This window comes from Actinopolymorpha rutila (assembly GCF_013407855.1).
Taxonomy (GTDB): Bacteria; Actinomycetota; Actinomycetes; order Propionibacteriales; family Actinopolymorphaceae; genus Actinopolymorpha; species Actinopolymorpha rutila.
In genome coordinates this window covers 1033747-1046542 of sequence record NZ_JACBZH010000001.1, presented here as the reverse complement: position 1 = coordinate 1046542, position 12796 = coordinate 1033747, and the positions used below count along the sequence as shown (strand labels likewise).

Below are 12796 nucleotides of genomic sequence, written 5' to 3'. Positions count from 1 at the left end.
TCCTGGGGTTCAGCTGTCCTGGGCGCGGTAGCGCCAGAAGATCGGGAACGCCACCACCGCCGCAAGCATCGCGACCAGCACCAGGGCGCCCCCGCCGCTCACCGCCAGCGAGGTGCCGACCGCCGCGCCGGCCGTGCCGTGCAGCAGGTCGGCCAGCCGCGGGCCGCCCGCGACCACGACGGTGAAGACGCCCTGCATCCGGCCGCGCATCTCGTCGGTGGCCGCCGACTGCATGATCGTTCCCCGAAAGACCATGCTCACCAGGTCGGCCATGCCGGCAACGGCGAGGAAGAACGCCGCCAGCCACAGCCACGGCGACAGGCCGAAGCCGACAATCGCCAGCCCCCAGGCGCACACCGCCCCGACGACCGCGACGCCGTGCCGGCGGATCCGGGAGAACGCGCCGGAGAACAGGCCGCCGAGCACCGCACCGGCCGGGATCGCGGCGAACAGGATGCCGAGGGCGAAGCCGCCGCCGGGCGGGTCGCCGAACGTCTGCTGCGCCATCTGCGGGAACAGCGCCCGGGGCATGCCGAACACCATCGCGATCACGTCGGCCAGGAACGAGACCAGCAGCACCTTGCGGGTGGCGAGGTAGCCGAAGCCCTCGATCACGTGCCTCAGCCCGGCCCGGCGCGGTGCACCGGCCAGCGGGGGCAGGGCCGGCAGCCGCCACACCGCCCAGATCGTCACCGTGAGCGCGACCGAGTCGATGAGGTAGAGCGTGGACAGGCCGAGAATCGGGATCAGTACGCCGGCCAGCAGCGGACCGATGATCGAGCCGATCTGGAACACCGTCGAGCCGAGCGCGTTCGCCGCGGGCAGCAACCGGGCCGGGACCAGCCGCGGGATGGAGGCGCTGCGGGCGGGCTGGTTGACGCCGGCACATGCCTGCTGCAGGCCGAGCAGCCCGAACAGCACCCACACCGAGTGCGCACCCGCGAACGCCTGTGCCCAGAACAGCAGCGAGGTGACGGCGATGCCGGTGTTCGTGACGAGCAGCAGCTTGCGCCGGTCCACCGCGTCCGCGATCGCGCCGCCCCACAGGGCGAACACGACCAGCGGCACCAGCGCCACCAGGCCGGCCAGCCCGACGTAGGCCGAGGAGCCGGTGATGTCGTAGATCTGCTTGGGCACCGCGACCGCGGTGAGCTGGCTGCCGACCGAGGTGACGATGGTCGACGTCCACAGCCTGCGGTACGCCGGGATGGACAGCGGCCGGGTGTCGACGACGAGCCGCCGGATGTCCCACCGGGAGCGGCGCCGCCCCGGGCCGGTGACCTGCCCGTCGTGGGTGTCGCTCTCATCCTGGAGGTCCTCGGCGGCCAGCGCCTCCTGGGCAGGCGGTGACGGCTGCCGGGAGTCGAGGGGTTCGTCGGAGGAGCCTGAGCGGGAGTGCGAGTCGGAGGTGGATTCGGAAGTGGATTCGGAGTGGACGTTGCTGCTGGTGCCGGGCTCGCCTCGGCCGGCGGGATGTGACACCTGCGATTCCTCTCGATGTCAAGACTTTAGCCTCGGACACTGTAACTCAGGGAGATCGGCGAACGACCCGTGTTCTCGGCCTACGGGCCCGACCACCACCGGAAGACCTCGGCCACCAGGTCGTCCAGCGAGCTGGCGGTCACGTCCAGCTCGGCGTCCACGGCGAGTTCGGCAGCGGCGTCCTCGGCGTGCAGCGCGGCGAACTCCTCCGCGGTGAGGTACACCGGCCGGGTCGCGGCCCGCCGCCGGGCCTCCGCGACGTCCACCCGCAACCGGACGACCAGGCAGCCGGGAAGCTCGGCCCGGTAGATCGCGAGCGTGCGCGGCGTCACCACGTCCGTCACCACCGTGGCGAACCCCTCCGCCGTGAACCGGCTCGCCAGCAGACAGGCGTTGCGTACGCCGAGGACCTGCTGGCGGGCGCCCTCGTCGCCGTCCCACGGCGCGGCGTGCCCTGCGACGACGAGCTGGCGTACGTCGTCCACGTCGACGTACGCGCCCCGCGGGCACGAACCCGCCAGCCGCCGGCCGGCACTCGTCTTGCCCACGGCCGGTGGTCCGGTGAGCACCAGCGGAACCCGCATGCGACCAGACCCTAGGGCAGAGCCCGGGAGCCGAGCGCCCAGCGGGCGGCCGCGGCCGGTCGGCCGGGTCCGGTCGGATGCTGGACCCGCGACCGTGCCCCACCTAGCGTGACCAGCGGTCGACCTATGGTCATCCGTCGCCCACGGAAGGGGACCGCCATGACAGGTCCGGGGGTCGGTCGAAGGACACGTTTCGCCGCGGTCGCTGCGGGGTTCGCACTGGCGGTGGCGGCGTTCGGTGCCTCGGCTTTCGGGGGTTCGGCACTTGCCGCGCCGACCGGCGCCGATGCCGGCGCCGGGCAGCCGAGCGTGGTCCGCGATCCGCACGGGGCCCGGGAACCCTCGGGAACCGAGGTCCGCGCGGTCGACGGCACCAACGTGGTCTTCTCCTACGGCGAGGTGATGCCGTCCTTCGACGGCTACGCCCGCCACGAACCCACCCGGCGCTACCTGTCCCTGGACCGGACCTGGCGGTTCCGCTACGACCCGGACAACCAGGGCCTGACGGCCGGCTGGCAGCAACCCGGCACCGACGACTCGACATGGGACTCGATCGCGGTCCCGTCGTCGTGGGACCTCAAGGACAACGACGGGTGGGCCGGCTACGACGGCGCCGACTTCGGCAAGGGCGGAGCGCTGAAGGACGGGTACGCGTGGTACCGCACCAAGGTCGCCGTCCCCGCGTCGTGGCGCGGAACGCACGTCCGGCTGGCGTTCCTCGCCGCCTCCTACAGCGCGGACGTCTGGGTGAACGGCACCTTCGTCGGCAAGCACGAGGGCGGCCACACCGCGTTCGCCCTGCCGGTCGGCGACGCGCTGCGGCCCGGCCAACCGGCCACCATCGCGGTACGCGTCTACCGCCGCGCGAGCTACACCACCTACGACGGCACCGGCGAGAAGGTCAGCGACGACCGCGCGCTGCCGCCCGGTGTCGTCGACTACTGGCCCTACGCCGGTCTCACGCGTTCGGCGTGGCTGGAGTCGGTGCCCGAGGTCAACGTGGCGAAGGTGCTGCTGGACGCGAGGTCAAGGACCCTCGACGCGCGGGTCGTGGTGCAGAACTCCGGTGACACCGACTTCCACGGGTACGTACGCATCGATCCCGGGCGCGGCTCGACCGGACGGCCCGCCCAGGTGCGCGTCGACGTGCAGGCGGGCGGGGTGGCGGTTCCCTCGGCGCGGATCGGCGTTCCGGGCGCACCGCACTGGAGCGTCGAGCATCCGAACGTCCTCACCGCCCGGGCGTCGGTCACAACCACCCCGGACGGACGGCCGGTGGACACCCTCGCCGCCACCTACGGCGTACGCGAGATCAGGGTGGACGGCACGCAACTCCAGCTTGACGGCCGGCAGCTGTTCCTCAAGGGAACCAACTGGCACGAGGAAACCGACCGCTCGGGCCGGTCGATGACGCGCGCGGAGTACGACCACGAGCTCGGCCAGGTCAAGGCGCTCGGCGCGAACTTCCTGCGCAACTGCGTCTACAACCGCCACCCGTACGTCTACGACTGGGCCGACCGCAACGGCCTGCTGCTGATGGACGAGTGGGACACGATGTGGGTGAACACCGACCAGCAGAAACTGCAGACCGAAAGCTACGGCCTGTCCCGCGCGCTCGCCCTGGCCACCGCGTGGAACAACCACAACCACCCGTCGGTGATCCTGTGGGGCCTGCAGAACGAGTCGTCGATCGACGGGAACGGCGCACCGGTCTACCGTGCCTGGCTGGCCGACATGAAGGCGGCGGTGAAGGCCGTCGACCTGTCCGACCGGCCGGTCACCTGGGCGTCGAACACCTCCTGGGACCCGGCGTTCGACCTCGCCGACGTAGTGGGCTTCAACGAGTACTTCGGCTACTTCTACGGCAAGAACGAAGACCTCGGGACCACGCTGGACGCCGTGCACCGCAACCACCCGGACAAGCCGATCCTGATCACCGAGAACGGCACCTGGTCCTACCTCGGCAAGCACGGTTCGCCGACCGAGGCGGGCACCGAGGAGTGGCAGGCCGCCAACTTCGTCTCCCACTGGGACCAGGTGACCGCGCCCTCTCGGCCGTGGATGGCCGGCTACACGTTCTGGGTGCTCAAGGACTACAAGGAGCGGGCCGGCTACAACCAGGACTACAACGGACTGTCCACCATGGGCATGCTCGGCTGGGACGGGACCACCCGGCGGTTGGTGTTCGACGCGTTCGCCGAAGCCCGGCCACCGCGCTGAGCGGACCCGTAGGGTTGGCCCATGATCGTGGTACACGCCGTACTCCGCTCCCGACCCGAACGCCGCATGGAGACCGTGGCCGCGCTGATCGCCATGGAGCACGCGGTCCGCGCCAAGGACGACGGCTGCCTGCACTACGCGTTCGTCGCCGACCTCGAGGACGACTGCCTGTTCACCTGCGTGGAGGAGTGGACAGACCTGGACGCCCTGCGCGAGCACCTGGCCACCCCGCACCTGGCGGCTCTGGACGCGGTGCTCGCCGACACCGCCGAGGGCCCGGCCGACATCCGGGTGTTCGAGGCGGTGCCGACCGACATCACCCCGGTCTGACGGCCGGCACGTCGTCGGTGGGCCAGTTCGGAGTGGGTACGGCCGCCGGGCCGTTCCCGGCCGGTACGCCGCGAGGGTGCTCCCGCTCCACCTGGTGCAGCAGGTCGCGGGTCAGCGTCTCACCGAGCGCGCGGTAGGCCTCGAAGTCGAACTCGCCGTACAGCTGGTCGCCGGTGGTGTGCCGAGGGAAGTCGGGGTGTTCGAGGGCGTAGGTCTCCAGGTCCCAGCACAGGTCGCCTGCCAACACCGCCTTGACGAGCAGGATGTCGGCCGTTCCGCCCTCGGGGTAGGTCGCGTGGCCTCGTGCCCAACCACGGCCGATCCGCTGCCCGCCGTGGCGCTGGAGGGTGCGCAGGTCGAGGTTGACGTCGACGCCGAGATCCATCCGGGCCGACGCGATCGCCGAACCCACCGCCGCGAAGGAGTCCTCGACGTCGTTGGACGCGTCGATCACCACGACCCGCGCGGGGCGGCGGCGCAGCGCCTCCACCAGGCCGAGGTTGTCGTAGTGGCCGCCGTCGGTGACGTAGAGCCTGCGGTCGTACATCGACGCCCGGCCGAACGCCTCCCGGAACAGCTGGTGTGCGCCCGGCTTGTCCGCGATCGACGCGGCGTACGCGGTGGCCGAGACCAGCCGGGTGAGCATCCCGGTGCGGCCCTCGTCGCGCCGGCGTCCGGCCAGTTCGCCGCAGCGGTGGGCGAGCGCGGCCGCCGGTGACGTCGTACCCCAGTAGGGGTTGGGCAGCCACACGCCGAGCCGCGCGTTGACCACCGCGAACAGCAGCCGCATCGGCCGGGTGCCGGCGTTGTTGCGTCCGGTCAGCGGCGCGAACGCCGCTCCGCTGATCGCCACCGCACCGGGCAGGGTCACGTCCCGGAGGTGGTAGTCCGCGCGGACCTCGTACTCCGCGGTGGGTTCCAGCCCCTCCGCCGGCAGGGTGACGTCGCCGGCGACACCGGTCAGCTCCGGGTCGAAGACGAACGGCACACAGCCCCGGTCCGGTGGGATGAAGTCGGCGTCGGCGGCGTTGGCGGACCCGACGATCACCAGTTGCGGGCCGCCGTCCGGCGACACTGCGTACCGCGAGTACGGCAACGGCGTGGGGTAGGCGCGTTCGGCCTCCTGCTCCGAGTGTCCCCGCCCGACCAGGTAGGCCACCGACAGCCGCTCGCGGTAGTACGGATGCAGGGACGTGCGGGTGGCGTCGGTGAAGATCCGCGTCGCGACCAGCATCGCCGCGCACACGCCCGCGACCCACCAGCGCGAACGCCACTCCTCACTGGCGGCGTACCCCGCGGTCCACCGCAGCAGCACCACGAGGACGCCCACGACCAGCAGCGCCGAGCCGAGCCAGGGAACCAGGTGGGTACGAAGCCAGGTGAGGATCCGCCTGCGCAGGCTGGGACCGACGCCCGCGGAGATGGTCTGGATCCCCTTCCACGCCGACCGGGCCAACGCGATGAACGCCGCGCCGAGAGCGGCCAGCGTGACGAACCCGAACTGCGAGTCGACCGCGGCGTTCGCGTTCGCCGCCTGCGGTCCGGCGACACCGCTCGCGGTGCCGACCACTCCGTCGGTCAGCCCGCCGAGGATGCCGGAGTGGCCGCCGGCCGCACCAGGACCGAGGTTGTTCGCCCACACCAGGACCAGCGGAACACCCAGCAGCAACAGCGGGCTGACGATGCCGGGAACGAGCAGCAGCCGGGCCAGTGCCCGGCCCTCCCTGCGCAGCCAGGTCGGCGGGACGCGGAACCGGTCGACCAGCACCTCCGCCAGGAACAACACCACCACGATCGCCAGCGGGCCGAGGGCGCCCAGCCAGTACCACGTCGGCAGGCGGCCGAAGTCCGTCGACGCACCCGCGCTGCCGAGGCCGCGGACGACGGAGGTCTCCGCGATCGCCCAGCCGAGCACCCAGGCGACCGCCCGGATCAGGATCCCTATCAACACCAGGTTGACAACGACGCCGTACAGCAGCGACATGATGGCGCGGGCGCCTACCGCCAGCGACGGCATCAGGTAGTGGGTGTGCCGGCGCAGCCGGGCGAGCTCGGGACTGCCCAAGGCGTACGGCGGAGTCTCGCCCGGCGACGCGCGTCCCTCGTCGACCAGGGATCGCCGCAGGAAGTGGAACGCCGCGGCGATGTAGCCGCCGCCACTGACGCCGATCACCGTCGAGGACCGTTGGTACTCACCCTGGTCGGTCAACGCCTGCAGGGCTCCCAGCGAGAACGCCGCCGACCGGATGCCGCCGCCGGAGCAGCAGATGATCTGCCGGCCGCGGTCGTGCCGGGTGAGGTCCGCGTCGACCTTCCCGTCGGTTGGTTGCACGGCGGTTGGCTGCCCGCCGGCTCGCTGCGTGCCGGTCGGCTGGGTGCCGGTTGGCTGCGGTCGGCGTAGTGACCCGTACCGTGTCGTCACCAACGCCGTGCCGGCCAGCAGTAACGCGCCGATCCACAGCACCCACCACGCCCCGGTCAGCCAGCCGACCGACAGCGAGGGACACGTGGCGGCCGTCGGCCGGGCGTCGAACCGCTGCCACAGCACAACGTTCTCCACCGCGTCCAGGCAGGCGGCCACACTCGCCAGCGCCGCACCGGCGAACGCGCGGCGGCGTATCGCAGTCCCCGCCGGGCGTACGAGCGCGACGAAGCCGTGTGCACGCCACGCGGCGAGGACGTAGGCGCAGATCAGTCCGGTGTCCACCAGCAGCGACAACCGCGCGGGAGTGGCGCACGTCGGATCGCCGGCCTGCACCGCGTGCCGCATCGGCCACTGCACCAGCAACAACAAGACGGTGAGGAGCATCGCCGCCCGCACCTGCCGCCAGTGCCCACCCAGCCGAACTTCGACGCGTGTACGTTCGTCCGACACGAGCGTCCCCCTTCGCACGGTCGGGCTTCACCCCCGGCGGGCTCGCATGCCGTGCTCGACGTCGTACGAAGAAGGTAGTCCCGCCGCGTTCCGGCGGCTAGCGGGCCAGGGTCATCGGGGAAAGCCGGGCGTGGCCCAGGTGGTGCCGTCCGGGGCGATCGCGTACGCCTCGAAACCGGTGCGCCCGGCAAGCCACTCACGGGCCTGGTCGCCCATCGCCAGCGCGGCGGTGGCGTAGGCGTCGGCGGTGGGCAGGTCCGGGCCGACGACGGTGACGCTCGCCCAGCCGGTGGCGGGTTCACTGGTGCGCGGGTCGACGACGTGGGCGCCGCGCTCGGCCGTGCCCGACGTCGCGACCGCGATGTCCGCGCCCTCGACCACCGTCGCCAGCCGGCTGCGGTCGAGCGGGTCGGCGATGCCGACACGCCACCACCGGCCGGGCTCGGGCCGGCCGCGGGCGAGGACGTCGCCACCTGCGTTCAGGCAGTGAGCCTGCGAGCCGGCCGCCCGCAGGATCTGGTCGGCCTGCTCGATCGACCACCCCTTCACCAGCCCGGACGGGTCGAGCCGCCCCGCGTACCTCGGGTCGAAGTAGCCGACGGTCTCCACCCGCAGTTCCTCACACCGCGCCAGCACCGACCGGACCGTGTCCGGGCAGTCGGCCAGCCCGACCTCGCCGCGGTCGAGCCGGCTGATCGCGCTGTCGGGACGGTAGGTGCTGAACGTCGCGTCGACGGTGTGCAGCCAGCTGACGACCGCGTCCACCGCGCCGGCTCCCACCCGCGGATCGCGGACGTCGATGGTGACAGCCGTACCCATCACGTACTCCACATGACGGATCGGGCCACGGGTCGTCGCCGCGCTCACGCGCCGGCCCTGTCGAGCGCGGACTGCAGCGAGGTGATGTAGCCCTGGCTCGTGTAGGTCGCACCGGACACGCTGTCGATGTGGGCGCTCTGCGCGGACAGGGCCTCCCGGCGCAGTTGGGGAGCCGCGAACCCGGCGATCTCGGAGCTTCGCTGGTTGCCGCCCGGCAGTTGCAGCGCCGTGACGTTGGTGATCGTGTGCCCGGTCATCGTGACCTGCACTTGCACGGGTCCGTACTGCGTGTCCGCGGTCTTTCCCGCCACCTTCATCTTCGTGACGGGCTTGGGCTTCGGGGCAACCTTCTTCGGCGCGGCCTTCGGCTTCGCCTTGGGTGTCGTCTTCGCCTTGGTCGACGGCTTCTTCGTCGCCGTCAACTTCTTCTTGCGCGGGGTCGGTTCGCCCTTCGGGGTGGGCTTACCGGTGGCCGTCGGGGTCGGCGTCGCCTCGGGTGTGGGCGTACGTTTGGTGGCGGTCGCCCCCGAACCGGCGCCCGGCGCGGCGGCCGTGGCCAGGCCCGGCGCGCCGGTCTGTGACTTCACCCCCAGCAACAGCACGATTCCGGTGATGGTGGTCAGCGCGGTGAGCACGATGCGTTTCATCAGAAGCTGAAGTCCTCGTGGTGGATTCGCCGCGCGGGAACCCCACACTCCCGCAGCGACTCGATCGCGGTGGTCATCATCCCGCCGGGCCCGCAGAGGTAGGCATCGCGCTCGGCGACATCGGGCACCAGGCGGCGCAGCCAGTTCGGGTGCAGCGCGGGTTCCTGGCCGGGGCCGGGCGGGCCGACCAGATAGTGCACGACCGCCCGCCGGTCCGCGGCGATCTCGTCCAGCTCGTGCCGGAACACCACGTCCTCGTGTTTGCTGGCGCGGTAGATCAGGGTGAGCCTGCCCTCCTCCGCCGGCAGCGACTCGAACAACGCGCGCAGCGGGGTCACCCCGACCCCGCCGGCGATCAGCACCACGCCGTGCCGGCTGCGCCGCCGCGCGGTGAGCGCGCCGTACGGACCCTCGGCGAGCACCCTCGTGCCCGGCCGGATCCGCTGCAGCTGCTCGGTGTGGTCACCGAGTGCCTTGATGGTCACCCGCAGCCAGCTCGGGTTGGGCGCCGCGGACAGCGAGTACGGATGGGACTGCCACCACTCGTTCCGGGTGAGGAAGCGCAGCCGCAGGAACTGCCCGGCCTCCGCGCCGAGGTCGTCCAGCCGGGCACCGGAGAGGTAGACCGACACCACGCCGGGCACCTCGGTGCGGACAGCGGCCACCTCCAGCCGGTGCCGCCAGACGTTGCGGACCGGGACGACGAGGCGGTACCAGAGCAGCAACGCCGTCGCACAGGCGTACGCGCCGATCCAGCCCCATCGCGCCACGCCGTTCGACACGAACTGAGCACCGGTGAGGATCTGGTGCCAGAACGCGAGCGCGATGCCGGCGTAGGTCAGCAGGTGCACGAGGTACCACGTCTCGTAGCTCACCCGGGTGCGGATCGCGGTGGCCGAGACCACCCCGACCAGCACGAAGAGTCCCGCGCCGATCACCGCCCACAGGACGTACGGGTACCCCGTCAGCAGGTCGGTCACCTCCGCGCCGAGACCGGCGTGCGCGGTCATCGCGTACCCGAGCCAGATCAGCACCATGTGCGCGACCGTCATGCACACGACGTACCGTCCGACCATGCTGTGGATCCGGGCCAGCCGGTCGGTGCCGACCTGGCGTTCCAGCACCGGCAGGCGGGCCATCAGCACCAGCAGGATCACCACCAGGAAGCCGGCGAACAGCCCGGTCAGCCGGCCCGCCTCGGTCAGCTGCCCGCCGAAGGAGGTGGGTGGAAGGGTGCTGGTCCACCACAGCAGGGTCAGGGCCGCGGCGCCCGCGGCGACCCCGGCCCACACCAGCCACGGCGAGTGCCGCACGATCAGAGCTCGCATGGACACCACCGTGGCCGACCGACCTGTGGGAACCCGGTGACGATCCTGTCCGCCCCCTGTGAACCTCGCCGACCGGCTCCACGTTCACAGTGAACGCACAGGAAACCCACACCAGACTCTCAGCCCTGACGGCGAAGGTGTGTAGTAGAGACGCGGGGGACCCGCGCCGGCGCCTGCCGGCGTGGCAGCCCGACGAGGAGATTCTGTGGATTCGGCCGGTACGGCACGAACCGAACCCGCACAGGCCGGACGGGCCACCATGGCCGAGCCGCCGGTGCGGGTGCTGGTGATCGACGACGAGCGCTACCTCGCCGAGATGATCGCCTCCGCGCTGCGGTACGAAGGCTGGCACACCATGGTCGCCGGCACCGCCGACCAGGCGCTGACCCAGGCCCGCGACTTCGAGCCGTCCGCGATCGTGCTGGACGTGATGCTGCCCGACACCGACGGTTTCGCGTTGTTCGCGGCACTTCGCGCCAAAGGGGTGGACGCGCCGGTCATCTTCCTCACCGCCCGCGACGCCACCGAGGACCGTGTTCGCGGGCTCACCATCGGTGGCGACGACTACGTCACCAAGCCGTTCAGCCTGGAGGAGCTGATCGCCCGGCTGCGCACGGTCATGCGCCGCGCGACCGTCACGATGCCCCGCGGCACCGGCCTGCGGGTCGCCGACCTGATGCTCGACGAGGACTCCCGCGAAGTACGCCGCGGTGACCGGCTGATCGAGCTGACCCCGACGGAGTTCGAACTGCTGCGGTTCCTGATGCGCAACGCCCGCACGGTGTTGTCCAAGGCGCAGATCCTGGACCGGGTGTGGAACTACGACTTCGGCGGTAACGCCAACGTGGTCGAGCTCTACATCTCCTACCTCCGCCGCAAGATCGACGTCGACGCCGAGCCGCTGATCCACACGGTTCGCGGTGTCGGCTACGTCCTCCGCCCACCGCTTTCGTGAGACGTCGACGTTCGCTCTACTCGGCGACGCGAGGATTCTTCGCCCGTCAGCCGTTGCGGCGTCGTGTCCTCGCCCTCGTGCTGCTGCTCACCGCGGGAGTGCTGGCGGCCGGCGGGGTGGCGACGACCCACGCGCTGGAGACGTACCTGCTCAATCGAACCGACGGTCAACTGCGCCAGGTCGCCGGGCAGACCAGGGACGCGCTCCTGCACGGGGACGACGACGCCGACCACGTGCAGATCCCGCCCCAGGACGCGGTCCGGTTCGTGGTGAGTGCCGACGGCAGCCGGTCGGCGATGCTGCCCACGACCCGCGGCACGACCGAGCACGTGCGGGACCTGTCGCATGCCGAGCAGGTCAGGCTTGCCAAGGAAGTGCCCGTCTCTGCTCCGCGTACGTTCGAGGACTCCGTGCTGCCAGGTCCGTACCGCCTGGTGGCCACGGACTTCAAGAACGGCGCCCGGCTGGTCGTCGGCGTGCCGTTGCGGTGGCTGAAGGACACCGTGCGCAGACTGGTGCTCATCGAGGTCGCGGTCGGCCTTGCCGGGCTGGTGGTCACCGCGATCCTCGGCTCCATACTGATCCGGGTCGGCCTGGCTCCACTGGGCCGGATGACCACCACCACCCGGCGGATCGCCGAGACCGACCTCACCGGCCCGGAGGCCGCGGTGCGGTTGCGGGCGCCGGTGCTGCCGCCGCAGACGGAGGTGGGTCAGCTCGGCTCGGGCATGAACCACATGCTGGAGGCGATCGACGCGTCGTTCCAGGCACGCAACAAGGCCGAACGCCAACTGCGGCAGTTCATCGCCGACGCCTCGCACGAGTTGCGGACACCGCTTTCGACCGTACGTGGGTACGCCGAACTCTTCGACCGTTCCACCCGGGACCGCGACGGCACCCTCGAACCCGCCCACGACCTCGACCTCGCCGAACTCGGCACGGCGATGCGCCGGATCGCGGAGGAGTCGAACCGGATGAGCCTGCTGGTCGACGACCTGCTGCTGCTCGCCCGGCTGGACCAGGGCCGCCCGCTCGACCACCGGCCGGTCGACCTGTGCCGGCTGGCGGTGGACGCCGCCAGCGACTTCCGGGTCCGCGACGAGGACCGCCCGATCAGGCTGGACCTGCCCGCCGACCCGCTCGTGGTGAACGGGGACGAGGGCCGGCTGCGCCAGGTGCTGGCCAACCTGCTCGCGAACGTCCATGCCCACACACCGAAGGGCACCGTCGTCGACCTGCGGGTGCGTGACGGCGACGGCCATGGACCCGGCGTCGGCGACAGTGACGGTGACGGTGACGGCACGGGTGGCGCGCTGGTCGAGGTGCACGACGACGGGCCCGGTGTGCCCCCGGTCGCGGTCGATCACGTCTTCGACCGCTTCTACCGTGCCGACACCTCGCGCACCCGCGCCAGCGGAGGCACCGGGCTGGGCCTCGCCATCGTGCAAGCCGTGGTTGACGCTCACCACGGGACGGTACGGGTGAGCAGCCGGCCGGGTGACACGACGTTCCTCGTCCGGCTTCCGGCGTCCTGAGCTACGGGCACTATCCTGCTC

The 12796-nt window shown here is 71.5% G+C and carries 10 protein-coding genes; 4 read left to right on the top strand and 6 right to left on the bottom strand.

The features are described 5' to 3' along the window. Positions 1-9: 9 nt before the first annotated feature. Together F4554_RS04620 and F4554_RS04615 are read right to left on the bottom strand one after the other, a co-directional pair. The gene (locus F4554_RS04620; protein ID WP_337795869.1) at positions 10-1482 is read right to left on the bottom strand and encodes an MFS transporter; all 1473 of its coding nucleotides are present in this window, start codon (positions 1480-1482) and stop codon (positions 10-12) included. Positions 1483-1562: 80 nt separating this feature from the next. Continuing rightward, a complete protein-coding gene (locus F4554_RS04615) occupies positions 1563-2066 on the bottom strand; it encodes a nucleoside/nucleotide kinase family protein (RefSeq protein ID WP_179786220.1) in 504 nt (167 codons plus the stop codon). A gap of 159 nt (positions 2067-2225) precedes the next feature. On the opposite strand from F4554_RS04615, the gene F4554_RS04610 reads away from it, so the two are divergent. After that, positions 2226-4286 (top strand): glycoside hydrolase family 2 protein, encoded by a 2061-nt coding sequence (locus F4554_RS04610; protein ID WP_179786219.1) that lies wholly within the window; start codon positions 2226-2228, stop codon positions 4284-4286. Between the two features lie 21 nt (positions 4287-4307). Beyond that, entirely contained in the window at positions 4308-4616 is a 309-nt protein-coding gene (locus tag F4554_RS04605) for a putative quinol monooxygenase (RefSeq protein ID WP_179786218.1), read from the top strand. Here F4554_RS04605 and F4554_RS04600 read toward each other — a convergent pair. The 4 genes from F4554_RS04600 to F4554_RS04585 all read right to left on the bottom strand — a co-directional run bounded on the left by F4554_RS04600 (position 4603) and on the right by F4554_RS04585 (position 10285). Beyond that, the gene (locus F4554_RS04600; protein ID WP_179786217.1) at positions 4603-7491 is read right to left on the bottom strand and encodes a patatin-like phospholipase domain-containing protein; all 2889 of its coding nucleotides are present in this window, start codon (positions 7489-7491) and stop codon (positions 4603-4605) included. The genes F4554_RS04605 and F4554_RS04600 overlap by 14 nt on opposite strands. A gap of 111 nt (positions 7492-7602) precedes the next feature. Next, positions 7603-8358, bottom strand: a complete 756-nt coding sequence (locus F4554_RS04595; protein ID WP_202889151.1) for an FAD:protein FMN transferase — start codon at positions 8356-8358, stop codon at positions 7603-7605. Next, a complete protein-coding gene (locus F4554_RS31895) occupies positions 8355-8957 on the bottom strand; it encodes an FMN-binding protein (RefSeq protein ID WP_238341219.1) in 603 nt (200 codons plus the stop codon). Before F4554_RS31895 ends, F4554_RS04595 begins: the two co-directional genes overlap by 4 nt. Beyond that, positions 8957-10285, bottom strand: a complete 1329-nt coding sequence (locus F4554_RS04585) for a ferredoxin reductase family protein (protein ID WP_179786216.1) — start codon at positions 10283-10285, stop codon at positions 8957-8959. The genes F4554_RS31895 and F4554_RS04585 overlap by 1 nt, the downstream gene beginning before the upstream one ends. A gap of 259 nt (positions 10286-10544) precedes the next feature. Here F4554_RS04585 and F4554_RS04580 point away from each other — a divergent pair, with 259 nt between their 5' ends. Together F4554_RS04580 and F4554_RS04575 are read left to right on the top strand one after the other, a co-directional pair. Then, positions 10545-11240, top strand: a complete 696-nt coding sequence (locus F4554_RS04580; RefSeq protein WP_179791291.1) for a response regulator transcription factor — start codon at positions 10545-10547, stop codon at positions 11238-11240. Positions 11241-11293: 53 nt separating this feature from the next. Continuing rightward, the gene (locus F4554_RS04575; protein ID WP_179786215.1) at positions 11294-12775 is read left to right on the top strand and encodes a sensor histidine kinase; all 1482 of its coding nucleotides are present in this window, start codon (positions 11294-11296) and stop codon (positions 12773-12775) included. Positions 12776-12796: the final 21 nt, after the last annotated feature.